Annotated in this window: 20 protein-coding genes and 3 pseudogenes; 9 read left to right on the top strand and 14 right to left on the bottom strand. The window is 62.5% G+C overall.

Going from position 1 to position 23,809, the window contains the following annotated elements; all coding sequences use genetic code 11:
• Positions 1 to 100: 100 nt before the first annotated feature.
• From BLW22_RS18675 to ctlX, 3 genes are all read right to left on the bottom strand, one after another.
• Positions 101 to 880, bottom strand: a complete 780-nt coding sequence (locus BLW22_RS18675; RefSeq protein ID WP_065923794.1) for an ABC transporter substrate-binding protein — start codon at positions 878 to 880, stop codon at positions 101 to 103.
• 257 nt (positions 881 to 1,137) lie between these two features.
• A complete protein-coding gene (locus tag BLW22_RS18670) occupies positions 1,138 to 2,184 on the bottom strand; it encodes an ornithine cyclodeaminase (RefSeq protein WP_065923795.1) in 1,047 nt (348 codons plus the stop codon).
• An 11-nt stretch (positions 2,185 to 2,195) separates the two neighbouring features.
• A complete protein-coding gene (gene ctlX / locus BLW22_RS18665) occupies positions 2,196 to 3,122 on the bottom strand; it encodes a citrulline utilization hydrolase CtlX (protein WP_065948429.1) in 927 nt (308 codons plus the stop codon).
• 288 nt (positions 3,123 to 3,410) lie between these two features.
• Here ctlX and BLW22_RS18660 point away from each other — a divergent pair, with 288 nt between their 5' ends.
• Positions 3,411 to 4,304, top strand: coding sequence for a GNAT family acetyltransferase (locus BLW22_RS18660; RefSeq protein WP_074847240.1), 894 nt, complete (start codon positions 3,411 to 3,413; stop codon positions 4,302 to 4,304).
• Positions 4,305 to 4,366: 62 nt separating this feature from the next.
• Here the strand turns inward: BLW22_RS18660 and BLW22_RS18655 are convergent, their stop codons facing one another.
• The gene (locus BLW22_RS18655) at positions 4,367 to 5,386 is read right to left on the bottom strand and encodes a branched-chain amino acid aminotransferase (protein WP_065940198.1); all 1,020 of its coding nucleotides are present in this window, start codon (positions 5,384 to 5,386) and stop codon (positions 4,367 to 4,369) included.
• A 103-nt stretch (positions 5,387 to 5,489) separates the two neighbouring features.
• Here BLW22_RS18655 and BLW22_RS35425 point away from each other — a divergent pair.
• Positions 5,490 to 5,576: pseudogene (locus BLW22_RS35425) on the top strand (outer membrane lipoprotein carrier protein LolA); the annotation flags it as partial.
• 12 nt (positions 5,577 to 5,588) lie between these two features.
• On the opposite strand, the gene lpdA reads toward BLW22_RS35425, so the two are convergent.
• The 4 genes and pseudogenes from lpdA to BLW22_RS18635 form a co-directional block, all read right to left on the bottom strand.
• A complete protein-coding gene (gene lpdA / locus BLW22_RS18650; protein WP_074847239.1) occupies positions 5,589 to 6,968 on the bottom strand; it encodes a dihydrolipoyl dehydrogenase in 1,380 nt (459 codons plus the stop codon).
• A 4-nt stretch (positions 6,969 to 6,972) separates the two neighbouring features.
• Positions 6,973 to 8,229 (bottom strand): dihydrolipoamide acetyltransferase family protein, encoded by a 1,257-nt coding sequence (locus tag BLW22_RS18645; protein WP_074847238.1) that lies wholly within the window; start codon positions 8,227 to 8,229, stop codon positions 6,973 to 6,975.
• Entirely contained in the window at positions 8,230 to 9,288 is a 1,059-nt protein-coding gene (locus BLW22_RS18640) for an alpha-ketoacid dehydrogenase subunit beta (protein WP_065884833.1), read from the bottom strand.
• 1 nt (position 9,289) lies between these two features.
• Positions 9,290 to 10,524, bottom strand: a pseudogene (locus BLW22_RS18635) (thiamine pyrophosphate-dependent enzyme).
• A gap of 195 nt (positions 10,525 to 10,719) precedes the next feature.
• On the opposite strand from BLW22_RS18635, the gene BLW22_RS18630 reads away from it, so the two are divergent.
• Both BLW22_RS18630 and BLW22_RS18625 read left to right on the top strand, forming a co-directional pair.
• On the top strand, positions 10,720 to 11,202 hold the full coding sequence (locus BLW22_RS18630; protein ID WP_027606189.1) for an Lrp/AsnC family transcriptional regulator: 483 nt from the start codon (positions 10,720 to 10,722) through the stop codon (positions 11,200 to 11,202).
• 184 nt (positions 11,203 to 11,386) lie between these two features.
• On the top strand, positions 11,387 to 13,006 hold the full coding sequence (locus BLW22_RS18625; protein ID WP_074847237.1) for a methyl-accepting chemotaxis protein: 1,620 nt from the start codon (positions 11,387 to 11,389) through the stop codon (positions 13,004 to 13,006).
• Between the two features lie 58 nt (positions 13,007 to 13,064).
• Here the strand turns inward: BLW22_RS18625 and BLW22_RS18620 are convergent, their stop codons facing one another.
• Complete coding sequence (locus BLW22_RS18620) at positions 13,065 to 13,928, bottom strand: MBL fold metallo-hydrolase (protein WP_074847236.1); 864 nt, start codon at positions 13,926 to 13,928, stop codon at positions 13,065 to 13,067.
• Positions 13,929 to 14,022: 94 nt separating this feature from the next.
• Between BLW22_RS18620 and BLW22_RS18615 the strand changes: the two genes are divergently transcribed.
• The 5 genes from BLW22_RS18615 to BLW22_RS18595 all read left to right on the top strand — a co-directional run bounded on the left by BLW22_RS18615 (position 14,023) and on the right by BLW22_RS18595 (position 19,628).
• The gene (locus BLW22_RS18615) at positions 14,023 to 14,358 is read left to right on the top strand and encodes an ArsR/SmtB family transcription factor (RefSeq protein ID WP_017527038.1); all 336 of its coding nucleotides are present in this window, start codon (positions 14,023 to 14,025) and stop codon (positions 14,356 to 14,358) included.
• A 51-nt stretch (positions 14,359 to 14,409) separates the two neighbouring features.
• Positions 14,410 to 15,654 carry an NAD(P)/FAD-dependent oxidoreductase gene (locus tag BLW22_RS18610; RefSeq protein WP_074847235.1) on the top strand — a complete coding sequence of 415 codons (1,245 nt, stop codon included), beginning with the start codon at positions 14,410 to 14,412 and terminating at the stop codon, positions 15,652 to 15,654.
• A complete protein-coding gene (locus BLW22_RS18605) occupies positions 15,655 to 16,461 on the top strand; it encodes a sulfite exporter TauE/SafE family protein (RefSeq protein ID WP_074847234.1) in 807 nt (268 codons plus the stop codon).
• Between the two features lie 139 nt (positions 16,462 to 16,600).
• Complete coding sequence (nosP, locus tag BLW22_RS18600; RefSeq protein WP_074847233.1) at positions 16,601 to 17,746, top strand: nitric oxide-sensing protein NosP; 1,146 nt, start codon at positions 16,601 to 16,603, stop codon at positions 17,744 to 17,746.
• The gene (locus BLW22_RS18595; protein WP_074847232.1) at positions 17,688 to 19,628 is read left to right on the top strand and encodes a PAS domain-containing hybrid sensor histidine kinase/response regulator; all 1,941 of its coding nucleotides are present in this window, start codon (positions 17,688 to 17,690) and stop codon (positions 19,626 to 19,628) included. The genes nosP and BLW22_RS18595 overlap by 59 nt, the downstream gene beginning before the upstream one ends.
• A 342-nt stretch (positions 19,629 to 19,970) precedes the next feature.
• Here the strand turns inward: BLW22_RS18595 and BLW22_RS18590 are convergent, their stop codons facing one another.
• The 5 genes and pseudogenes from BLW22_RS18590 to BLW22_RS18570 form a co-directional block, all read right to left on the bottom strand.
• Positions 19,971 to 20,636, bottom strand: coding sequence for a response regulator transcription factor (locus tag BLW22_RS18590; protein WP_010209341.1), 666 nt, complete (start codon positions 20,634 to 20,636; stop codon positions 19,971 to 19,973).
• A 15-nt stretch (positions 20,637 to 20,651) separates the two neighbouring features.
• Complete coding sequence (locus BLW22_RS18585; protein WP_065948418.1) at positions 20,652 to 21,200, bottom strand: PQQ-dependent catabolism-associated CXXCW motif protein; 549 nt, start codon at positions 21,198 to 21,200, stop codon at positions 20,652 to 20,654.
• Positions 21,201 to 21,307: 107 nt separating this feature from the next.
• On the bottom strand, positions 21,308 to 22,099 hold the full coding sequence (locus BLW22_RS18580) for an ABC transporter permease (protein ID WP_065926984.1): 792 nt from the start codon (positions 22,097 to 22,099) through the stop codon (positions 21,308 to 21,310).
• Positions 22,096 to 22,836: an ABC transporter ATP-binding protein gene (locus tag BLW22_RS18575; RefSeq protein ID WP_074847231.1), complete on the bottom strand. Its 741-nt coding sequence runs from the start codon at positions 22,834 to 22,836 to the stop codon at positions 22,096 to 22,098. The genes BLW22_RS18580 and BLW22_RS18575 overlap by 4 nt, the downstream gene beginning before the upstream one ends.
• Positions 22,833 to 23,792: pseudogene (locus BLW22_RS18570) on the bottom strand (YVTN family beta-propeller repeat protein). Before BLW22_RS18570 ends, BLW22_RS18575 begins: the two are co-directional and overlap by 4 nt.
• Positions 23,793 to 23,809: the final 17 nt, after the last annotated feature.

Below are 23,809 nucleotides of genomic sequence, written 5' to 3'. Positions count from 1 at the left end.
GAGGGGGCTTGCTCCCGATGAGGGCGTGCCAGTCGACACCTGTATTGACTGACCCACCGCTATCGGGAGCAAGCCCCTTCCCACAAGGGATTGTGTTGGCTTATTCGTTGTAGATGTCTTGATCGCCGAAGTATTTCTTCTGGATCTGTGCGTAGGTGCCATCGGCCTGGACGGCGGCGATGCCCTTGTTGATCAGCGCACGCAAGTCCTGGTCGTTCTTGCGCAGGCCCATGGCGATGTCCAGGGGCAGGGTCGGGTCCTTGAAGGCCGGGCCGGTCTTGAAGTCGGCGCCTTCAGGCTTGGACAGGAAGTTGAGCTGGGCTTCGAGCTTGTCGGTCAGGGTAGCGTCGAGACGGCCGTTCTGCAGGTCGGCGTAGTTCTGTTCCTGGGACTGGTACGCCTTGATCTGCGCGCCCAGCCTGGCCAGGTGTGCACGGGCATAAGCTTCCTGCAACGAACCTTGCAGCACGCCGACCTGTTTGCCTTTCAACGATTCCGGGGTGCCGCCGAAGTCGGCGTTTTTGCGCGTGATCACCGACGTGGGGCTGAGGAACAGGCGGTCGGTGAAGTCGATGACTTTCTCGCGCGCCGGGGTTACAGCCATGGACGACATGATCGCGTCGAACTTGCGCGCGCGCAGGGCCGGGATCATGCCGTCGAATTCGTTGTGCACCCAGGTGCATTTGACCTCGAGCTTGGCGCAGATCGCGTTGCCCAACTCGATATCGAAGCCTTGCAGGCTGCCGTCGGCGGCCACGGACTCAAACGGGGGGTACTCGGGGAATACGCCGAAGCGGATTTCTTTCCAATCCTGGGCGTGGGCGGCGCTGGCGCACAGTGGCAACAGCAACGCAGCGAAGAGTGATCGCAGTGGAGTCATGTGTCGGTCCCTATATTTTGTAATTGATGTCAGGGCAGTAAAAAGGGTGCAGCGTGCATTCATTCTGTGACGCTTTGGTCGGGCTCAGAATGCTTCATGATGGTGCGTTTTTTGTGTCGTTTACCCCGCGCTCAAAGCGCAAATTGCGCTGTTAAAACACGTAATGCAGCGGAATCGGCTGTAGCACCCTATGAATCGGCTTTTCAGTCCTGGAAATCCGGCCTGCCCTTGGCGCAAAGGGGCAGGCCAGAGCGGTCTCAGGCGCGCTTTTTGTGCTGTGCACGAGGCTGTTGGGCCAGGCGTGCGAACAAGTCCTTGGGGTCGGCCAGGTCCGGCACCAGTTCCAGTTCGCTGCCGACATCCAGGGCCTTGGCCACGTCCAGCACATAGCGCAGGGCCGAGTAGTCTTCGATGGCAAAGCCCACCGAGTCGAACAGGGTGACCTGGCGCTCATGCTCGCGGCCGGCGACCTGGCCGTTGATGACCTGCCACAACTCGGTCACCGGCGAGTCTTCCGGCATGTGCTGGATTTCACCTTCGATGCGGCTTTGCGGTTCGTACTCGACGATCACACGGGCGCGCTCGACGATGCGGCGGTCCAGTTCGGTCTTGCCCGGGCAGTCGCCGCCCACGGCGTTGAGGTGCATGCCGGGCTCGATCATGTCGTCGGTGAGGATCGTCGCGTAGGCCTTGTCGGCGGTGACGGTGGTGACGATGTCCGCGCCTTTGACCGCTTCGGCCACGCTGCCGGCCAGGATCACCTTGATTGCCGGGAACGCCTTGAGGTTGGCTGCCAGCTTGGCGGTGGCCTTGGCGTCGATGTCGAACAGGCGGATCTCGTTGATACCGAGCATGGCGTGGAAGGCCAGGGCCTGGAATTCGCTCTGGGAGCCGTTGCCGATCAACGCCATGCTGCGGCTGTTGGCGCGGGCCAGGTAGCGGGCCACCAGGGCCGACGTGGCGGCGGTACGAATGGCAGTGGTCAGGGTCATTTCCGCCAGCAGCACCGGTTTGCCGGTGTCGACGTCACCGAGGGCACCAAAGGCCATTACGGTGAGCATGCCGGCCAAGGTGTTCTTCGGGTGGCCGTTGACGTACTTGAAGGCGTACAGCGAGGCGTCGGACACCGGCATCAACTCGATCACGCCATCCGGCGAGTGGTTGGCCAGGCGTGCGCATTTCTCAAAGTCCTGCCAGCGCAGGTAGTCGGCGCGGATGTACTCGGCCATCTCGGTGATGCAGGTGTGCAGGCCTTTTTGCGAAACCAGATAGCTGAGGTCGTTGACGTCGATATAGCGGGTCATGGCAAGACTCCTTATTGAAATGAGGGACGGGCGGGCAGATGCACTTCTGCCAGCATGCAGCGGGCACTGCCGCCGCCGATGCGTTCGATGTTGTCGATGTTCACCACCACCGGCCGGGTGTGGCGCTCCACATGCCGGCGCTGGGCCGGTTGCAGCGCGCCCCAGGCACTGGCAGACATCACCAGCAGCGGCTGGCCGTCGCGGTCGTGGACTTCGAGCATGTTGCCGGCGAAGGCTTCGAGCTGGTCGAAGTCGAGGCCGAGGATGTCTTTGCCGGTGTCGCGCAGCGAGCGTTCCAGGGCCTGGCGTTCGTCGGCGTCGGGCAGCGCTTGCAGGCACACCACCGAGAGGTCGCGGCCGACGCTCATCATCACGTTGCTGTGGTAGATCGGTGCGTGGTGGCGGTCGACGGCGTGGAAGACGCAGAGCCGGTAGTCGAGGCGTTCGGCAAACTGGCGCAGCGCGTCGTGGTGGGTGCGCCCGGAGTGACAGGCGTAGCTGATGCGGTGCTGGCGGTCGAGCACCATGCTGCCGGTGCCTTCGAGGAAGATGTTCTGTTGTTCGAGGTGGCTGAGGTCGATGGTGTCCTTGATCGCAAAGCGCTGCTCCAGCACTTGCAGCACGCCTTTGTTACGTTCCAGTCGGCGGTTCTGGCCTTCCATCGGGTACAGCACCAGGCTGCCGTCGGCGTGGCTGCTCCACCAGTTGTTGGGGAAGATCGAGTCGGGTGTGTGGGGCGCCGGAGTGTCTTGCACCACCAGCACTTCCACGCCGTGCCGGCGCAGGGTGTCGACATAGCCGTCGAACTCTTCCAGCGCTTTCTGCTGTGCACTGAGCGGGTCGAGGGGTGGGCGTTGGAAACGGTTGTTGATCGCGGTATCCGGGTTGAAGGCAAAGCGCGCCGGGCGAATCATCAGGACGGTGTTGGTGGTTTGCATGGGTGCACGAATCCCTGGGGTTGAGCAGTGGGGCTATTTTGTTCGCTGTGGCAGGGGAATCCCGGCTGAAACCAAGGGGCGGCTCAGCCGGGAAAGCTGAAAAGGGGGGTGAGGCAGCCGAATCGGCGGTGGGAGCTGGAGCGCGGTCAAAATGTGGGAGGGTGGCTTGCCCCCGATTGCGGTATATCAGTCACTCAATCCATCAACTGGCACACCGCCATCGGGAGCAAGCCCCCTCCTACATTGGTACAGTGGCCACTGTAATAACGCCGTCAGCCAGGAGGAATCATGTCTACCGTCGTACGTCTTGCCCAATCCGACGATGCCGAAGGGATCAGCCTGGTCATCCTGGCGGCCTTGCACAGCAGCAATGCGCGGGACTATCCGGCGGATGTGATTGCCCGGGTGGCCAGCAACTTCACCCCGGACGCGGTGCTCGACCTGCTCAAGCGCCGTGTGGTGCTGGTGGCGGTCCAGGACCGGGTGATCGTCGCCACGGCGGCCCTGGATGCCAATGTGGTGCGTTCGGTGTTCGTCAACCCGACGCTGCAAGGGCAGGGCATTGGCCGGTTGCTGATGATTGAAATCGAACTGCGGGCGCGGGAAGCGGGGGTGACGACGCTGAGTGTGCCGTCCTCGCTGACCGCCGAGCCGTTCTACACCAAGCTGGGTTTTCACACGGTACGTGACGTCTACCACGGCAATGAGCGCACGTTGGTGATGGAAAAAGCGCTGTTGTCGCGCCATCCCATCGGTCCGTATCGCGACCGCCAGCACCGTGGGCAAGTGGTGGCGTTATGGCAGGAGGCGTTTGGGTATGACACGGCGCATAACCTGCCGACCCTGGCGATCGATAAGAAACTGGCGGTCAATGACGGGCTGTTTTTTGTGGCGACGGACAAAAAGACTGTTATCGGGACGGTGCTTGCCGGCTACGACGGTCATCGCGGCTGGTTGTACTCGGTGGCCGTGCACCCGGGCTATCGGCGTCATGGCCTCGGTTCCTCGCTGGTGCGGCATGCGGAACAGGTACTGACGGCCCTGGGCTGCATGAAGATCAACCTGCAGATCACCGGTGGCAATGAGGCGGTGGTGGGGTTCTATGAGGCGCTGGGGTATGGGGTGGAGCCGAGGATCAGCATGGGCAAGAAGATTGACGAGAATATCCCGAAAGAATCTTGAATACACCGGAGAGCAAATGTGGGAGGGGGCCCCCTCCCACAGGGTTTTGCGGTGTTACTGGCTTAGACTTTTACGATCCAACCCGCTGGCGCTTCGACGTCGCCGGTTTGCACGCCGGTCAGCTCTTTGTAGAGCTTCTGGGTGATCGGGCCGACTTCGGTCTCGCTGTGGAACACATGCAACTGGCCGTTGTACTGGATACCGCCGATCGGCGAGATCACTGCCGCAGTCCCGCAGGCACCGGCTTCCTTGAACTGATCCAGCTTGTCGATAAATACCTCGCCTTCGACCACTTCCAGGCCCAGGCGGGTCTGGGCCAGTTCGATCAGCGACAAGCGGGTGATGCCTGGCAGCACCGAAGGTGACTTCGGTGTGATGAACTGGTTGTCGTGGGTGATCCCGAAGAAGTTGGCCGAGCCGACTTCTTCGATTTTCGAGTGGGTCATCGGGTCCAGGTAGATCGCATCGGCGAAACCGGATTTCTTCGCTTCCGAGCCCGGCATCAGGCTGGCGGCGTAGTTGCCACCGACCTTGGCGGCACCGGTGCCCTGTGGCGCGGCGCGGTCAAAGGTGGAGATCTGGAAGTTGTGGGGCACCAGGCCGCCCTTGAAGTAGGCGCCGACCGGGATGCAGAACACCGAGAAGATGAACTCCGGCGCGGTGCGCACGCCGATGTTGTCACCGGTGCCGATCACGAACGGGCGCAGGTACAGCGCGCCGCCGCTGCCGTACGGCGGGATGAATCGCTCGTTGGCCTTGACCACTTGCTTGCACGCGTCGATGAACGCGTCGGTCGGGACGTGCGGCATCAGCAGGCGGGCGCAGCTGCGCTGCATGCGCGCGGCGTTCTGGTCCGGGCGGAACAGGTTGATCGAGCCGTCCTTGCAGCGGTAGGCCTTGAGGCCTTCGAAGCACTGTTGGCCGTAGTGCAGGGCGGTAGAGCCCTCGCTGATGTGCAGCACGTTGTCGTCGGTCAGGGTGCCGGTTTGCCATTCGCCGTTTTTCCAGACCTGGAGAAACCGCTTGTCGGTCTTGATGTAGTCAAAACCCAGCTTGTCCCAATTGATGCTTTCGTTACCCATGACACCCTCTATCTTTGGTCAAGTCGGTTTTTTTCTGAATGGGCGCAACAATACTTCATTCGCAGGCCCATTCGCATCCCCCGCGTCCCTTGTAGGAGCGAGCTTGCTCGCGAAAATCGTCAACGATAACGCGTCAAACCAGAATGAACGCGGCGCCCTCAGGTTCTTCGCGAGCAAGCTCGCTCCTACAGGGGGTGTTTATTTACAGGTGCAACGCGTGGCCCAGGGCCCGCAACGCCGCTTCCTGCACCGCCTCGCCGAGCGTCGGATGGGCGTGGATGGTGCCGGCCACGTCTTCCAGGCGCGCGCCCATTTCCAGGCTCAGGCCGAAGGCGGTGGACAGCTCGGACACGCCGGCGCCGACTGCTTGCCAGCCAACAATCAGGTGATTGTCCCGTCGCGCCACCACCCGCACGAAGCCGGTTTTCGACTCGAGGGTCATCGCGCGGCCGTTGGCGGCAAACGGGAAGCTCGACACGATGCAGTCCAGGCCGGCGGCCTTGGCTTCATCGGGCGTCTTGCCGACCACCACCAGTTCCGGGTCGGTGAAGCACACCGCCGGGATCGCCGCCGGGTTGAATTCGCGGTGTTGACCGCTGATCAGTTCGGCAACCATTTCACCCTGGGCCATCGCTCGGTGGGCGAGCATCGGCTCGCCGCTCAGGTCGCCGATGGCATACACATTGCGCATGCTGGTCTGGCAGCGGCTGTCGATCCTGATCGCCGCGCCGTTCATCTCCAGGTTCAGCGCCTCAAGGTTCCAACCCTGGGTGTTGGGTTTGCGACCAACGGCCACCAACACCTGGTCCGTCGCCAGCGACAACGTGTCGCCATTCGGATCGCGCACTTGCAGGCTGTTGTGCTCGAAACCCGTCACGCTGTACTTGAGGTACAGCTTCACGCCCAACTGCTTGAGCGATTCGTGCACCGGTTGCGTCAGCTCGGCGTCGTAGGCCGGCAGGATACGATCCTGAGCTTCGACCACACTCACGTCGGCGCCGAGCTTGCGATACGCAATCCCCAGCTCCAGGCCGATGTAGCCTCCGCCCACCACAATCAGGCGCTTGGGCAGGCGGGTTGGCGCCAGGGCTTCGGTGGAGGAGATGATCGGCCCGCCGATCGGCAGCATCGGCAGGTTGACGCTTTTCGATCCGGTGGCCAGCAACAGGTGTTCGCACTGGATGCGCTGGTCGCCGACGTCGACGGTCTTGCCGTCTACCACCTTGGCCCAGCCATGGATCACCTGCACTTTGTGCTTTTTAAGCAGCGCAGCGACACCGGTGGTCAGGCGGTCGACGATGCCGTCTTTCCATTCCACGCTTTTGCGGATGTCCAGGGTCGGCACATCCACCTCGATTCCCAACCGGGAACCCTGGCTGTGGTGCACGGTTTGCTGGAACTGCTCGGCCACGTGAATCAAGGCCTTGGACGGAATGCAGCCGATGTTCAGGCAGGTGCCGCCCAACGCCTGGCCTTCCACCAGGATGGTCGGGATGCCCAGCTGGCCGGCACGAATGGCGGCCACATAACCGCCAGGGCCGCCGCCGATAATCAGCAGCGTGGTATGCAATGTCTGGGTCATGCCCTTACTCCAGGAACAGGCTGGCGGGTTGTTCGAGCAGGCCGCGAATGGCCTGGATGAATTGCGCCGCGTCCATGCCATCGACCACGCGGTGATCGAAGGAGCTGGAGAGGTTCATCATCTTGCGGATCACGATCTGGCCCTTGATCACCATCGGCCGCTCAACGATGCGGTTGACGCCGACAATGGCCACCTCCGGCAGGTTCAGCACCGGGGTGCTGACGATACCGCCCAAGGCGCCCAGGCTGGTCAAGGTAATGGTCGAGCCCGACAGCTCATCGCGACTGGCCTTGCCGTTGCGCGCGGCGCTGGCCAGACGCGCGATTTCCTCGGCGTTGCCCCACAGGCTGCGGGCTTCGGCGTGACGCACCACCGGCACCATCAGGCCCATGTCGCTCTGGGTGGCGACGCCCACATGCACCGCGCCGAGGCGGGTGATGACCTGGGCTTCGTCGTCGTAACGCGCGTTGATCTGCGGGAAATCCCGCAACGCCACGACCATGGCGCGCACGATAAACGGCAGCAACGTCAGCTTGCCGCGCGTGGCGCCGTGCTTCTCGTTGAGGTGCACGCGCAGCTCGTCGAGGGCGGTGACGTCGATCTCTTCCACATAGCTGAAATGCGCGGCGCGCCGGGTGGCGTCCTGCATGCGCTGGGCGATCTTGCGGCGCATGCCTATCACCGGGATCTGTTCTTCGTCGTTGCGTTCGGCGTAAGGATTGGCGGCCGTCGAAGGCTTTGAAGCCCCTTGTTGCAGATAGGCCTCGAGGTCTTCGTGCAGGATCCGCCCGGCGGGGCCGGAGCCCTGTACCAGACGCAGTTGAATCCCGGCATCCAGCGCATGCTTGCGCACGGCGGGGGAGGCCAGGGGGCGTTCGTCGGCATCGCGGGCCACGGGGGCCTGTGCGGCTGCCACCGGTGCGGGCTTGCTTTCGACCACCGGTGCCGGCTTGGCCTCGACAACGGCAGCCGCTTTCACCGGCTCCGCCACCACGGGCACGTCCTTGGCATTGCCCGCACCTTCTACTTCAATGCTGATCAGGATACTGCCCACCGCCATGACTTCACCCGGCTCGCCGCCGAGGGCAATCACCTTGCCATGGACCGGCGAGGGAATGTCCACCATCGCCTTGTCGGTCATCACATCCGCCAGCACCTGGTCTTCGACGACCATGTCGCCGACCTTCACATGCCACTGCGACAATTCAACTTCCGCGATGCCTTCGCCAATGTCCGGCATCTTGATAACGTGCGTGCCCATTCAGACCTCCATGACCCGTTTCAACGCCGCGCCCACTCGGGACGGGCCTGGGAAATACGCCCACTCCTGCGCGTGCGGGTAGGGGGTGTCCCAACCGGTGACGCGTTCGATCGGCGCTTCCAGGTGGTGGAAGCAATGCTCCTGCACCAGCGCCACCAACTCGGCACCAAAGCCGCAGGTACGGGTGGCTTCGTGCACCACCACGCAACGGCCGGTTTTCTTCACGGACTTGACGATGGTGTCCAGGTCCAGCGGCCACAGGCTGCGCAGGTCGATGACTTCGGCGTCGATGCCGGTTTCTTCGGCGGCGACCTGCGACACATACACAGTGGTGCCGTAGGTCAGCACAGTGACAGCCGAGCCAGGGCGCACGATGGCGGCCACGTCCAGCGGCACCGTGTAGTAACCGTCCGGCACCTGGGCTTGCGGGTGTTTCGACCACGGTGTTACCGGGCGGTCGTGGTGGCCGTCGAACGGGCCGTTGTACAGGCGTTTAGGTTCAAGGAAGATCACCGGGTCATCGTTTTCGATGGAGGCGATCAGCAGGCCCTTGGCGTCATAGGGATTGGACGGCATCACCGTGCGCAGGCCGCAGACCTGGGTGAACACCGCTTCGATGCTCTGGCTGTGGGTCTGGCCGCCGTAGATGCCGCCGCCGCAGGGCATGCGCATGGTCAAGGGCGCGGTGAACTGGCCGGCCGAGCGATAACGCAGGCGCGCCGCTTCGGAGATGATCTGGTCAGTGGCGGGGTAGACGTAGTCGGCGAACTGGATTTCGGCCACCGGGCGCAGGCCATAGGCACCCATGCCCACGGCCACGCCGATGATGCCGCTTTCCGAGATCGGTGCGTCGAACACCCGCGAGCTGCCGTACTTGGTCTGCAAGCCTTCGGTGCAGCGGAATACTCCGCCGAAGTAACCGACGTCCTGGCCGAACACCACCACGTTGTCATCACGTTCAAGCATCACATCCATGGCCGAGCGCAGGGCCTGGATCATGGTCATGGTGGTGGTGGTCATGGCGGTTTCCAATTCGATGCTGTTGTTGTGATCGTTCATGTCAGATCCCCAACTCCTGACGCTGGCGCTTCAAGTGCTCCGGCATCTCTTTATAGACGTCTTCGAACATGGTCGCGGCGCTTGGGATCTGGCCACCGGCCAGGGTGCCGTACTGTTCGGCCTGTTTCTGCGCGGCGATCACCTCGGCTTCCAGTTCGGCACTGACCGCCGCGTGTTCCTCTTCGGACCACTGGCCAATCCTGATCAGGTGCTGCTTGAGGCGGGCAATCGGGTCGCCCAGCGGGAAGTGGCTCCAGTCGTCGGCGGGGCGGTATTTGGACGGATCGTCCGAGGTGGAGTGCGGACCGGCACGGTAGGTGACCCATTCGATCAGGGTTGGGCCGAGGTTGCGGCGCGCACGCTCGGCGGCCCAGGCGGAGGCGGCGTACACCGCGATAAAGTCGTTGCCGTCCACGCGCAGGGAGGCGATGCCGCAGCCGACGCCGCGTCCGGCGAAGGTGGTGGCTTCACCACCGGCGATGGCCTGGAAGGTGGAGATGGCCCATTGGTTGTTGACCACGTTGAGAATCACCGGGGCGCGGTACACGTGGGCGAAGGTGAGGGCGGTGTGGAAGTCGGATTCGGCGGTGGCGCCGTCGCCGATCCAGGCCGAGGCGATCTTGGTATCGCCCTTGATCGCCGAGGCCATGCCCCAGCCCACACCCTGTACGAATTGGGTGGCGAGGTTGCCGGAGATGGTGAAGAAGCCTGCATCCTTGACCGAGTACATGATCGGCAACTGGCGGCCCTTGAGCGGGTCGCGCTCGTTGGACAGCAGCTGGCAGATCAGGTCCACCAGCGGCACGTCGCGGGCCATCAGGATGCTTTGCTGGCGGTAGGTGGGGAAGCACATGACGTCGATGTTCAAGGCCAGGGCCTGGGCGCTGCCGATGGCTTCTTCGCCAAGGCTTTGCATGTAGAACGACATTTTTTTCTGACGCTGGGCGACCACCATGCGGTTGTCGAAGATCCGCGTCTTGAGCATGGCGCGCATGCCTTTGCGCAGGACTTCAACGGGAACCCCTTCGGCCCATGGCCCAAGGCCTGGCCCTGGTCGTCGAGCACGCGGATCAGGCCCTTGGCCAGGTCGGCGGTGTCGGCGGGTTCTACGTCGATGGCGGGTTTGCGCACGGTGCCTGCGTCGGTCAGGCGCAGGTAGGTAAAGTCGGTCTTGCAGCCTGGGCGGCCCGAGGGTTCGGGAACGTGCAGGCGCAGTGGGGCATACGGCTGATTCATGGCTTTCTACGCTCGATCTTGTGAATTTCTTGTAGTGGGCGCGCTAGCTGACAGTCAGTCTCCGGGTAAGAGAAATCTTGTCCTACAACAATCATAGGCGTGGCGTAGAAGAATATTTATCTGTGTTTTATTGCGTCCGCGATCATTTGCGGATAAAAAACCTGCATAAACATAATAAACAGGTGATTTTGTCTCATGCGCAAACTGGACCGTACCGATATCGGCATTCTCAACGCCCTGCAGGAGAATGCGCGGATTACCAACGCCGACCTGGCCCGCTCGGTCAACCTGTCGCCCACACCCTGTTTCAACCGGGTCAAGGCGATGGAGGAACTGGGCCTGATTCGCGAGCAAGTCACCCTGCTCGACGCCGATTTGCTGGGGCTGCACGTCAACGTGTTTATCCATGTGAGCCTGGAAAAGCAGAACGAGCTGGCGTTGCAGCAGTTCGAAGGCGCGATTTCCGACCGGCCCGAGGTGATGGAGTGCTACTTGATGGCCGGCGACCCGGACTATTTGATCCGGGTATTGGTGCCGACGATCCAGTCGCTGGAGCGTTTCATGATGGACTTTCTGACCAAGGTGCCGGGTGTCGCCAACATCCGCTCGAGCTTTGCCCTCAAGCAAGTGCGCTACAAGACGGCGCTGCCATTGCCGCCGGGTGGATTAATGGTTTGATCTCAATAGGGGGCTGCACCGCTGATCCTGATAGTTAGCCAAGTAATAATCAGGGCGGGCTTTTTATTTTTGGTTAATGAAAAATTGCATCAGCGGTCACGTATTTTTCACAAGCATTTCAACACATTGGCCTCCATCAGGCCGTGAAGTTCGCGGCCCAGGAAAGGGGTAAGCCGCGGTGTCCATGAGAGCCTTGAAGTTGAACTTCCGTACCACACTGTGTTTTGGCCTGGTGTGCCTTTTGCTGCTGATACAAGGCGCAATGACCCTGATAAAAGTCGATAAGGTCTATTCGTCGACGGTTGAAATCGAAACTAACTGGCTCCCCAGTATTCGTTTGGCGGGTGAAATAGATTCGGCGTTTTATAAACTTCGTCTCGATCTACGTCGTTATGTCATGGATATCAGCCGCCAGGATCCGGCCTCCCTGGAAAAACTCAAGGCGACCCGTACGGAAGCCCTCGATGTTGCCGAGCGTTATGGGCCTTTAGTCTCGAGCCCCGAAGAACAGGCCAAGTACAACGACGCCTTAACCGGCATAAAGAACTACAGCCAGAAGATGGACGAATTTCTTGCGCAAGCCTCCACCCTGTCCGCTGAACAGATGTCGACCTACCTGCGCGAAGTCAACGGGCCGATTGCCCTGGATGTGCAGCGTTCCATCAGCGAGTTGATCGCGTTGAATGAACGGGGCTCCAAGGCGGCGGTGCAGGTGGCTTCCAGCGAATATGACGCGGCGCGTCTGTTCACCTGGATATTGATGGCCGCCTCCTTGCTGATCACCGTCGTGGTAGCAAGCCTGTTTACTCGCAGCATCATTACTCCGGTGCGTGAATTGCTGGTATCGACCGGCAAGATTGCCGACGGCGATCTGCGCGTGGCGATTGCCATCAATGGCAATGACGAGTTGACCGCGTTGCAACGGTCCACGGCGTCCATGCAAATGAACCTGAAAAGTACCTTGCAGCACATCTCCGAGGCGTCCGGGCAATTGGCGGCGGCGGCGGAGGAGATGAGCGCCATCACCCGCGAGTCCAGTGCCGGTATTGAACGCCAAAGCATGGAAACCGATCAGGCCGCCACGGCGGTTAACCAAATGACGGCAGCAGTTGAAGAAGTGGCGCGCAATGCGGTGTCAGCGTCCCAGTCCACCCAGGACTCCCAACGCTCGGCCAAAGTGGGCCAGGAGCGTGTGACGCAAACCATCGCCTCCATCGAGAAACTCAGCGCCACGGTGCAGCAGACCGGCGTCGAAGTCGAAGGGCTGGCCAGGCAGGCCCAGGATATTGCCCGGGTGGTTGAAGTGATCCGCTCGATTGCCGAGCAAACCAACCTGCTGGCCTTGAACGCCGCCATTGAAGCCGCCAGGGCAGGGGAGCAGGGCCGGGGCTTTGCGGTGGTGGCCGACGAGGTGCGGGCCCTGGCCCACAGAACGCAGACCTCGACCCAGGAAATCGAGCAGATGATCGCGAAAATCCAGACGTGCTCCAGCGAAGCGGTGTCTTCCATGGCCCTCAACCGCAACGAAGCGGTGGACTCCTTGAAGATTGCCCATGAAGCGGGCCTGGCGATTACTCAGATCACCGAAGCCATTACCGATATCAATGACCGCAACCTGTTGATCGCCACGGCCTCCGAGGAACAGGCCCACGTGGCCCGTTCGGTGGACCAGAACCTGATCAGCATCCGTGATCTTTCCATCCAGAGTTCTTCGGCGGCCGGACAGACCTCGATCGCCAGCCAGGAACTGTCGAGGCTGGCGGTGGACCTCAAGCAGATCGTGTCGAAATTTGCCGTAGCCTGATCGCACCTGCGCAGCACCCCCGGAGCATGGAATGGCATGGACGCCAGGCAGGACGGCTTTAGAGCTGGTTCAACGGAATCTTCAAGTACACCACCCCGTTCTCCTCCGCTGGCGGCATATGACCGGCCCGCACATTCACCTGGATCGCCGGCAACAACAGCGTGGGCATCCCCAGCCCGGCATCGCGCTGGGTGCGCATCGCCACGAACGCCGCTTCATCCACTCCGTCATGCACATGGATATTGCCCGCGCGCTGCTCCGCCACAGTGGTCAGGCATTTGGCCTCGCGGCCTTCGGGCGGGTAGTCGTGGCACACGTACAGTTGGGTATCGGGGGCAAAGGCCAAGAGCTTGCGCATCGACGCATACAGCTGGCGCGCATCGCCGCCGGGGAAGTCGCAGCGGGCGGTGCCGACATCGGGCATGAACAGGGTGTCGCCCACCAGGATCAAGCGGTCGTCGATCAGGTAGGCCATGTCCGCCGGGGTATGCCCGGGCACGTGCAGGGCCTGGGCCTTGATGATGCCGATGTGGAAGATTTCATCCGGCGCGAACAGGTGGTCGAACTGCGAGCCATCGACGCGAAACTCCGGCTCCAGGTGGAAAAGATGCTTGAACACGTCCTGCACCTTGCTGATGCTTTGGCCGATGGCGATCTTGCCGCCCAGGGTGCTGCGCAGGTACGGCGCGGCCGACAGGTGGTCGGCATGGGCGTGGGTTTCCAGCAGCCATTGCACCTGCAAGCCGTGCTCACGCACAAAGGCAATGACCTTGTCGGCCTGAACGGTGTCGGTGCGCCCGGAGGCCGGGTCGTAGTTGAGCACCGAATCGACGATGGCACACGGGCCGCCGTCCGTTTCATAGACGACGTAGGTGTAGGTCGACGACGCCTCGTCCAGAAAGGAATGAATCAACGCTGACATGACGGCTGCCCCTGATGTTGAAAAAAGTGATTACAATCACTTTACATTTACACATAATGTTTTGAGCTTAAGTGACGCAAAGGACCCGAGGCAAATGGAATCTACTCTGAGTGAAGGCGAAGTCGCCCAATTGCGCGCGTCGGCGTCCAAGGCCTGTGCCTTGCTCAAGGCCCTGGCCAATGAGGATCGTTTGTTGATCCTGTGCCAGTTGACCCAGGGCGAGCGCAACGTCGGCGAGCTGGAAACCATGACCGGCGTACGCCAGCCCACGCTGTCACAGCAGTTGGGCATCCTGCGTGACGAAGGGCTGGTCGCCACCCGTCGCGAAGGCAAGTACATCTTCTACGGGCTGGCCAGCCATGAAGTGATCCAAGTGATGAAGACACTGTCCGGTCTTTACTGCGGCGCGGTGATAAAAAGCTGGGCGTGACGCCATACGGCAGCGACCCTTGTGTGCATTGACGATAAAAGGCAATAGACCATGACCGACCAACACTGGGGGCCAACCATCAGTGGCGATATCGTCGTCATCGGCGGCGGTTCGGCAGGCATCGGCCTGCTGGCCAGCCTGCTCAAGCGCGACCCCGACCTCAACATCACCCTTATCGAACCCAGCGATCATCACTGCTACCAGCCGGCCTGGACCCTGGTCGGCGGCGGCGCCTACGACCTGGAAAAGACCCGGCGTCCCCTGGCCGACGTGCTGCCCAATGGCGTCACCTGGGTGCAGGCTGCCGTTACCGAGTTGCTGCCGGATGAGCACACCCTGGTGCTCGACAGCGGCCAGCGGGTGACCTGGAACCACCTGATCGTCTGCCCCGGCCTGCGCCTGGCCTGGGAGAAAGTCGAGGGCCTGGAAGACACGTTGGGCCGCAACGGGGTCACGTCCAACTACAGCTATGAGCACGCCGCGTATACCTGGCAGCTGGTGCAGCAGTTGAAGCGCGGCAAGGCGATCTTTACCCAGCCGGCCATGCCGATCAAATGCGCGGGTGCGCCGCAAAAGGCCATGTACCTGTCCTGCGATCACTGGCTCAGGCACGGCGACCTCAAGCACATCGACGTCGAATTCAACCTGGCCGGCGCGGCGCTGTTCGGCGTGGCGACCTTTGTGCCGCCGTTGATGAAGTACGTGGAGAAATACCATGCGCGCCTGGCGTTCAACGCCAATCTGGTCAAGGTCGATGGCCCGGCGCGCAAGGCCTGGTTCGAGGTGAAGGACGCCGAGGGCAACGTCACGCTGGAGGAAAAAACCTTTGACCTGCTGCACGTGGTGCCGCCGCAAGTCGCGCCGGATTTCATCCGCTACAGCCCGTTGGCCGACGCTGCCGGCTGGTGCGAGGTAAACCCCCACAGCCTGCAACACCTGCGCTACCTGCACATCTTCGGCCTGGGCGATGTGTGCGGCACCCCCAACGCCAAGACCGCCGCCGCCGTGCGCAAGCAAATCGTGGTGGTCGCCGAAAACCTGCTCGCCCTGCGCAAACAGGCGCCGCTGCCGCTCAAGTACGACGGCTACGGTTCGTGCCCGCTGACGGTGGAGAAGGGCAAGGTGGTGCTGGCCGAGTTCGGTTACGGCGGCAAGCTGCTGCCGACCTTTCCCCTCGACCCGACCCGGGCGCGGCGTTCTATGTGGTTCCTCAAAGCCACATTGCTGCCGTGGTTCTACTGGAACGGCATGCTCAAGGGCCGCGAGTGGCTGACCCGTCTGAGCAAGGTGGACTGAATGCTGCTGGCGAGCGTTTTAGGCGTGTTGATGGGCCTGGTCATGGGCCTGACCGGCGCGGGCGGCGGCATCCTCGGGGTGCCGGCGCTGGTGTTGGGGTTGGGCTTGACGATGACCCAGGCCGCGCCGGTGTCGTTGCTGGCGGTGGGGGCGGCAGCGGCCGTCGGGGCGATTGACGGGTTACGTCACGGCCTGGTGCGTTACCGCGCCGCGCTGTTGATCGCGTTGCTCGGCGCGCTGTTTTCGCCGCTGGGGGTGTTTCTCGCCCACCAGTTGCCGGAGCCGGTGCTGATGGGCCTGTTCAGTGCGCTGATGGTGCTGGTGGCCTGGCGCATGTTGCAGCGCGAAAAGCTCGAGGCCGGGCCGAGTGACCATGGCGCGGCGTCCTGGGGCCAGAAGAACTGCATGCTCAACCAGCAGACCGGGCGCCTGGCCTGGACCGCCAAATGCAGCGCCACCCTGGCCGCACTGGGCGCGGTGACGGGGGCAGTCTCGGGGTTACTCGGGGTGGGCGGCGGCTTTTTGATCGTGCCGGCGTTCAAGCAACTCACCGACGTGCAGATGCGCGGCATCGTCGCCACGTCGCTGATGGTGATCAGCCTGATTTCGCTGATCGGCGTGGCCGGCGCGTTCCATGCCGGGGTGCGCATCGAACCCATGGGTTGGGTGTTTATCGCGGCGAGCATCGTCGGCATGCTGATCGGCCGGCGCCTGTGCTCGGTGATTGCCGCACGCACCTTGCAGGTGGGGTTTGCCAGCCTGTGTGTAGTGGTTGCAGCTGGAATGCTTGTGAACGCTTTGCTGTGAATTTGAAATGCAGTCCAACATTTGAATCTCCCTTGTTTTTGAGCGATTCATCCCATCGCATCCCCCCACCCAGTACCCAAGTAGCATAGGTCCCACCCTCCGCCCTTCGTACACTCATGCCTCAGAGGGGGAGGTAACGATGCATAACAGTGAAGGCGTAGTCAGTGCCATGTCCCAGGCCACCGATGCCGGGCAGGCCGCCGAGGAGTTGGCGCGGCAACTGTTGCATCCGTACCTGGGCTTCGTGCTGTTTTTCTGCTCGGCGTCCTACGACCTGCAGGCCCTGGGCCGCGCCCTGCAGGAGTGTTTCGGCAACGTGCGCGTGGTGGGCTGCACCAGCGCCGGCGAGATCACGCCCCAAGGCTATGGCCGCAATTGCATTACGGCGATGGGCTTCAACCACGCGCACTTTTCCATCGCCACGGAGCTGATCGACCAGGTGGAACACTTCAGCCTGATCGACGCCCAGCAGATGGTCGAACGTCTGGTCGGCGGTTGCCGCAGCAATACCCTGGCACCGATCAAGGGCAACACCTTCGCCCTGACCCTGCTCGATGGCCTGTCCAGTCGCGAAGAAATGGTGCTCGCCGCCCTCAGCGCGGCGCTCGGCGACATTCCGCATTTCGGCGGTTCGGCCGGCGACGACAACTTCCTCACCCACACCCACGTGTACTTCAACGGCGCCTTCCACAGCGGCGCGGCGGTGGTGGTGCTGGTCAATACCTGGCTGGATTTCGAGGTGTTCACCACCCACCACATCCTGCCGCGCAGTGAAAAGCTGGTGGTGACCGGCGCCGACAGTCCGTCACGCCGGGTCTTCGAGCTTAACGCCGAACCCGCCGCCGAAGAGTACGCGCGGCATATCGGCGTGGCCGTGGCCGACCTCGATCACCGCGTCTTCGCCGCGCACCCGCTGGCGGTGCGCATCCACGACCAGTACTACGTGCGCGCGATCCAGCAAGTGCACGACGACCTCAGCCTGAGTTTCTACTGCGCGGTGGAAAACGGCATCGTCCTTACCGTGATGAAGCCCGGACCGATCCTGCCCAACCTGCAAACCCTGTTCGACGGCCTGCAAGCGCGCCTTGGCGACCTGCTGTTGACCATCGGCTGCGACTGCTTCCTGCGCCGCCTGGAGTTGGAAGACTCAGGCAATCTGGAACAGATCGGCGGTTTCCTGCGTGACCAGCGGGTGATGGGTTTCAACACCTACGGAGAACAGTTCAATGGCATGCATATCAACCAGACCTTCACCGGGGTCGCCATTGCCCGAGGCCGGCGCTGAACTGCTCGCCCAGGTTGCCCAGCTGCAACAGGACAACCACAAGCTGGCACGGATCAACGCGGCGCTGATCGAGCGCATCGAGTCCGGCATGGCCCAGGGTAATAACCCGTACACCACCTTTCAGCATTCGGTGGTGCTGGCCGAGCAGGTGCGCGAACGCACCGACGCGCTGAACCAGGCGATGGCCGAACTCAAGGCCAGCAACCACTTGCTGATCAACGCCCGGCTGCGCGCCGAAACCCTGCGCGGCGAACAGGCGGCGGCGCAAAAGGCCCAGGAAAGCGAACGCTGGATTCGCCTGATCACCGATAACGTCCCGGCCCTGATCGGCTACCTGAATGCCGACCTGGTCTACGAGTTCACCAATAAAGTCTATGAAGAATGGTATTGCTGGCCACGCGGCATGATGCTCGGCCAGAGCCTGCGCGAAGTCCACAGCGAGCAGCACTGCCAGCGCCTGGATGCCTACGTCGCCCGCGCCCTGGCGGGGGAGAGCGTGACCTTCGAGTTCGCCGAGACCAACATCAATAACCAGGAGCGCTACATGCTGCGCTCCTATGTGCCGAATATGCTGGCCAGCGGCGAAGTGGTGGGGATCTTCGTGCTGATCCGCGACATCACCGAACGCCGCCGTACCGCCGAAGCCCTGCACCAGGCCTATCAGCACCTGGAGCAGCGCGTGGCCCAGCGCACCTCGGAACTCACCGCGCTTAACGACCAGTTATTGCAGGAGATCGACGAGCGCCGGCGCATGGAGGCGCGCCTGCGTGAAGCCAAGCTCGAGGCCGAACAGGCCAACCTGTCGAAAACCAAATTCCTCGCCGCCGTCAGCCATGACCTGCTGCAACCCCTGAACGCGGCGCGCCTGTTTACCAGCGCATTGCTGGAGCGGCCCAGCGAAACCCTGGTGCGCAACGTGAGCAATTCCCTGGAAGACGTGGAAAACCTGCTGGGCACCCTGGTGGATATTTCCAAGCTGGATGCCGGGGTGATCAAGGCCGACATCGCGCCGTTTGCCCTGAGTGAATTGCTCGACAACCTGGCCGTCGAGTACACCGAATTGGCCCGCAGCGAGGGCCTGGAATTGCATTTTGTCGGCTGTTCGGCACTGGTGCGCAGCGATATCCAGTTGCTGGCGCGGATCCTACGCAACCTGCTGAGCAATGCGCTTCGCTACACCTACAAGGGGCGTGTGGTGCTGGGCTGTCGCCGCCAGCATCAGCGTTTGTCGATCCAGGTGTGGGACAGCGGCATGGGCATCGCCGAGGAGCGGTTGGAGGAAATTTTCCAGGAATTCAAGCGCGGCGATGTGCAGCGGCCCGACCAGGACCGGGGGTTGGGCCTGGGGCTGGCGATCGTGGAAAAGATCGCCGGGATCCTGGGGCATCGCATCAGCGTCAGATCCTGGCCGGGCAATGGCTCGATGTTCTCGGTGGAGGTGCCGTTGAGCGCCACGGCGCCCAAGTCGCTGCCAATGCTGGCCATGAGCGAGCCGATGCTCGAACGCCTGCAAGGCGCGCGGGTGTGGGTGCTGGATAACGACGCGGCGATCTGCGCGGGCATGCGCACCTTACTGGAAGGCTGGGGCTGCCAGGTGATCACCGCGTTGTCGGAGCAGGACCTGGCGCGGCAGGTGGACAACTACCATGCCGAAGCCGATTTGCTGATCGCCGACTACCACCTCGACGACGACCAGAACGGCGTCGACGCCGTCGCCCGCATCAATGGGCGCCGCGGCCGCGCGATACCGGCGCTGATGATCACCGCCAACTACAGCAATGAACTCAAGCTGCAAATTCGCGAGTTGGGGCACACGCTGATGCACAAGCCGGTACGCCCGATGAAACTCAAGACCGCCATGAGCCACCTGCTCGGCAAATGAACGGCGAAATACCCACAAGTGGAGATCAAAATGTGGGAGGGGGCTTGCTCCCGATAGCGGTGGGTCAGTCGACATCATGACTGACTGATGCACCGCCATCGGGAGCAAGCCCCCTCCCACATTTGAGCAGTGTTGTGCCTGGAAGATTGGCGGCGCAGGTACGTCCGATGAAGCTCAAGACTGCCATGAGCCACCTGCTCGGCCGGCCCTGACAAACGGAGAACCAATGTGGGAGGGGGCTTGCTCCCGATAGCGGTGGGTCAGTCGACATCATGACTGACTGATGCACCGCCATCGGGAGCAAGCCCCCTCCCACCTTTGATTTGTGTTGTGTCAGATGGGTCAGCGGCGCAGGTACGAGCCGAAATCGATATCCCCGGCACTGAGGATCGCCTGCACCCGGTTATGCACATTCAATTTGCGCAGGATCGCCGACACATGGGCCTTCACCGTGGTCTCGGCAATCTCCAGGGTGTAGGCGATCTGCTTGTTCGACTCGCCCTTGGTCATGCGCTCCAGCACCAGCAACTGCTTGCGCGTCAGGGCTTGCAGCAGCTCGGGGGCGAAGCCGGGGTTTTCGTTGAGGCGCCGGTGGGTGCCGGGCTTCTGGGTGCGGATGATGTCCGGCGGCAGGTACACGTTGCCGTTGAGAATCTGCTGGATCGCCTCGGTCATTTGCAGGCGGGGCGAGGACTTGGTGATAAAGCCCACGGCGCCGTAAGTGATGGCTTGCAGCACGACCTGCTTGTCCTGCTCGGCCGAGACGATCACCACCGGAATGGTCGGCGCCTCGTTGCGCAGGTTGATCAGGCCATTGAGGCCATGCATGCCGGGCATGTTCAGGTCGAGCAGGATCAGGTCGAGGTCGTCGTGTTCCTGGGTCAATGCCAGGGCGCTGTCGAGGTCGGCGGTTTCCATCACTTCGCTGCCGGGGAAGCCGTCGCTGATGACGTTATGGATCGCTTCGCGAAACAGTGGGTGATCGTCGGCAATCAGGATTTTGTACATGGCCGTTCACCTTTCTTATTGTGAGGTTTGAAATGGCTCGGGTTGGGCGACCGTCACCGGCAGCTTCGCCGCTTCCCAGGCATCCAGGCCGTCGCGATACCAGTACACAGAGGTATAGCCGAGGTTGGCGGCACGTTTTACCGCGTTCCAACTCAGCCAGCAATCGGAGCGGCAATAGAAGACCAACGGTCGCTTGAGGTCGCCGCCGCTGTAGGCATACAAGTGGCGCACGAAATAGCTTTGCCACTCCGGCGTCAGGTCGCCGTCGCCGGTATTGGCCAGCCAGTGGCTGCCGGGCAGGTTGGCGTGGGGCTGGTCTTCGATGAAGCGGCCTTGCAGCCACTGGCGGCGGTACACATCGATCAGCACTGGCGCCGGGCTTTGATTGAGCAGGGTTTGCAGGGCCGCGGTATCGACAATCGTGGCGCCTGGCAGGTGGTCGGGCGTAGGGCTGCGGTACAGGCTGATGCGGTAGCCGTCGGCGGAAAACAGCGGGGTGTCGGCCTGGACGTGGGCGACGAACAGGCACAGCAGTGCCAACAGAGGCAGTCGAGCGTACAGCATGGCAGGGCAATCCTTATCGTTATGCGCGCATTACACGTGAGTCCCGAGCCCTTGGGAATGCGACGATAGACAGGAAAACCAGTACCAAAGTAGTAGTTTTGCCGCCTTCAGCCCTTTTTGCGCAGCGCCGCATGCTGGGGATTGAAGGTCAGCACCGCCAACACCGCGAACAGCACGGTCAAGCCCAGGCACACCGCCAGGGCCAGGCCGGCGAAGCGTTCGTACAGGGCAAAGCGCACCAGCTCCACGGCGTGGGTAAACGGGTTGATCGCGCACAGCCAGTACAGCCATTCACTGGAGTCGCGCATCTTCCACAGCGGGTACAGCGCCGATGACAGGAAAAACAGCGGGAAGATCACGAAGTTCATCACCCCGGCAAAGTTCTCCAGCTGGCGAATCGCATTCGACAGCAGCAGGCCCAGGGCACTCAACATCAAGGCCACCAGCAGCAACGCCGGCAGGGCGACGACCAGCCCCATGGCCGGCGGTTGCACGCCGTACACCCAGGCGATCGCCAGGAACCCATACACCTGCAACAGCGAAATCAGCGCGGTGGCCAACAACTTGCTGCACAGCAAGAATGTGCGCGGCAGCGGGCTGGTCAGCAGCACGCGCATGCTGCCCATCTCGCGGTCGTAGACCATCGACAGCGAGCCTTGCATGCCGTTGAACAGCAGGATCATGCAGGCCAGCCCCGGGACGATGTACACCTCGTAGGGGATGTAGGTGTCGTAGGGTTCGATTACCGAGATGCCCAACGCGGCGCGGAACCCGGCGGCGAACACCAGCAGCCACAGCAATGGGCGCACCAGCGCACTGAGAAACCGCGTGCGCTGCAACACAAAGCGCAGCCACTCGCGCAGCACGATGCCGCGCAGGCATTGCCAGTAAGCGTTCATGCCGCCGCTCCCGTCGTGGTGGGGCGAGTCAAGTGCGCGAACACGCTGCCCAGATCGCCGCCTTGCTGCGCGATCAAGGCAGCGACTTGCCCGCTGGCCACCAGGCGGCCCTGATGCAGGATCATCAACTCATCGTCGGCCTGTACTTCGTCGAGCAGGTGGGTGGTCCACAGCACGCTGATGCCCTGTTCGATGCACAGGCTGCGCACGTGCTGGTTCAGCGCCAGGCGGCTGGCCGGGTCGAGGCCGACGCTGGCCTCATCCAACAGCAGCAGGCGCGGCTCATGCAGCAACGCCCGGGCGATTTCCACCCGGCGCCGATGCCCGCCGTTGAGCTCGCGGACTTTTTCGCGTCGCCGTTCGGTGAGGGCCTGGCGTGCCAGTTCGGCGGCTACGCGCAGGTCGGTCTGGCGCCGCGATAAACCATGCAGCGCGGCGTGGTAGCGCAGGTTCTGTTCCACGCTTAAATCCAGGTCCAGGGTGCTTTGCTGGAACACCACACCCAGCTGGGTGAGGGCTGCACGCGGCGCCTCACGCAGGGAATGACCGCCCACGCGAATATCGCCGCTTTGCAGGTCATACAGCCGCGTGAGCAGGGCGATCAAGGTGGATTTGCCGGCGCCATTGGGCCCCAGCAGCGCCGCAAAGCGCCCTGGTGCCAGGCTGAAACTCACCTCGCACAAGACCTGCCGTGCGCCATAGGCGAAGTTCAGGTCGCGCACCTCCAGGGCGTTCATGGCGTGACCACCACGCCCCACGGATAACGCCCGACCTTCACCGACTTGATCACCTTGAGGCTGTCCACATCGATCACCGACACATCACCGCTCACGCCATTGGTGGCCAGCAACTGTTTCTCGTCCGGGGTAAATGCCATCTGCCACACGCGGCGGCCCACCAACAGGTAGTCGAGGACCTCGAAGGTCCTGGCGTCGATCACGGCCACATGGTTGGCCGGGCCGAGGGCGACAAAGCCGTACTTGCCGTCGGCGCTGAGCTTGATGCCGACCGGCTGGACTTTGTCCGGGTGCACGCCCTTGATCTTGAAGGTCAAGGTCTTGAGGATCGCGCGGCTGGCCACGTCGAGGATGGTCACGGTGCCGCCGATTTCCGCCGAGGCCCACAGCTGCGAGCCATCGTGGTTGAACTCGACGAAGCGCGGGCGCTGGTCCACCAGGGTGCTGTCGGCCAGGGTCTGGGTGCTGGTGTCGATCCAGTGCAGCATGTTGGTGGTTTCGCTGGTGTTCACCGCCCACTTGCCATCCGGGCTCACGGCCATGCCTTCGGGTTCGACGCCGACGTTGATCTGGCCGAGCACCTAGGAGGTTTCGGTGTCGATCACGGTGACCAGCGCATCGTCTTCGTTGGACACGTACAGCCAGCGGTTATTGGGGTGCAGGGCGAACTGCTCGGGGTCTTTGCCGGAGGGCAGTTCCTTGATGATCCTGCGCGTGGCCACGTCCATCACCTGCACGCGGTCCGAGTCGCTGGCGCAGATGTACAGCAGCTTGTTGTCATGGGACAGCAGCAGGCCCCGTGGGCGCTGGCCGACCTTGAGGGTGTCGGTGACTTGCAGGGTCTGCATGTCGATCAGGCTCAGGCTGTTGTCTTTCTCGTTGGAGACCCAGGCGGTACTGGCCACGGCGTGCCCGGCGGCAAGCAGCAGGGCGCATGGGAGCAGGGTGCGGCGCATGGCGGATTCCTTATTAT

It is taken from the genome of Pseudomonas marginalis, assembly GCF_900105325.1.
Classification (GTDB): Bacteria; Pseudomonadota; Gammaproteobacteria; order Pseudomonadales; family Pseudomonadaceae; genus Aquipseudomonas; species Aquipseudomonas marginalis.
Note: the sequence above shows the minus strand (reverse complement) of the source record. Positions and strands in the feature narration are given on the sequence as shown.

Bases quoted from the DNA above. Each gene is read 5' to 3' on its own strand.
- BLW22_RS18670 (WP_065923795.1), bottom strand. From the start codon at position 2,184: ATGACCCGCTATATCGACGTCAACGACCTCAGCTATCTGGTTTCGCAA.
- ctlX (WP_065948429.1), bottom strand. From the start codon at position 3,122: ATGCAAACCACCAACACCGTCCTGATGATTCGCCCGGCGCGCTTTGCC.
- lpdA (WP_074847239.1), bottom strand. From the start codon at position 6,968: ATGACCCAGACATTGCATACCACGCTGCTGATTATCGGCGGCGGCCCT.
- BLW22_RS18630 (WP_027606189.1), top strand. From the start codon at position 10,720: ATGCGCAAACTGGACCGTACCGATATCGGCATTCTCAACGCCCTGCAG.
- BLW22_RS18590 (WP_010209341.1), bottom strand. From the start codon at position 20,636: ATGTACAAAATCCTGATTGCCGACGATCACCCACTGTTTCGCGAAGCG.
- nosP (WP_074847233.1), top strand. From the start codon at position 16,601: ATGCATAACAGTGAAGGCGTAGTCAGTGCCATGTCCCAGGCCACCGAT.
- BLW22_RS18655 (WP_065940198.1), bottom strand. From the start codon at position 5,386: ATGGGTAACGAAAGCATCAATTGGGACAAGCTGGGTTTTGACTACATC.
- BLW22_RS18675 (WP_065923794.1), bottom strand. From the start codon at position 880: ATGACTCCACTGCGATCACTCTTCGCTGCGTTGCTGTTGCCACTGTGC.
- BLW22_RS18660 (WP_074847240.1), top strand. From the start codon at position 3,411: ATGTCTACCGTCGTACGTCTTGCCCAATCCGACGATGCCGAAGGGATC.
- BLW22_RS18620 (WP_074847236.1), bottom strand. From the start codon at position 13,928: ATGTCAGCGTTGATTCATTCCTTTCTGGACGAGGCGTCGTCGACCTAC.
- BLW22_RS18610 (WP_074847235.1), top strand. From the start codon at position 14,410: ATGACCGACCAACACTGGGGGCCAACCATCAGTGGCGATATCGTCGTC.
- BLW22_RS18625 (WP_074847237.1), top strand. From the start codon at position 11,387: ATGAGAGCCTTGAAGTTGAACTTCCGTACCACACTGTGTTTTGGCCTG.
- BLW22_RS18595 (WP_074847232.1), top strand. From the start codon at position 17,688: ATGGCATGCATATCAACCAGACCTTCACCGGGGTCGCCATTGCCCGAG.
- BLW22_RS18575 (WP_074847231.1), bottom strand. From the start codon at position 22,836: ATGAACGCCCTGGAGGTGCGCGACCTGAACTTCGCCTATGGCGCACGG.
- BLW22_RS18605 (WP_074847234.1), top strand. From the start codon at position 15,655: ATGCTGCTGGCGAGCGTTTTAGGCGTGTTGATGGGCCTGGTCATGGGC.
- BLW22_RS18640 (WP_065884833.1), bottom strand. From the start codon at position 9,288: ATGAACGATCACAACAACAGCATCGAATTGGAAACCGCCATGACCACC.
- BLW22_RS18580 (WP_065926984.1), bottom strand. From the start codon at position 22,099: ATGAACGCTTACTGGCAATGCCTGCGCGGCATCGTGCTGCGCGAGTGG.
- BLW22_RS18615 (WP_017527038.1), top strand. From the start codon at position 14,023: ATGGAATCTACTCTGAGTGAAGGCGAAGTCGCCCAATTGCGCGCGTCG.
- BLW22_RS18645 (WP_074847238.1), bottom strand. From the start codon at position 8,229: ATGGGCACGCACGTTATCAAGATGCCGGACATTGGCGAAGGCATCGCG.
- BLW22_RS18585 (WP_065948418.1), bottom strand. From the start codon at position 21,200: ATGCTGTACGCTCGACTGCCTCTGTTGGCACTGCTGTGCCTGTTCGTC.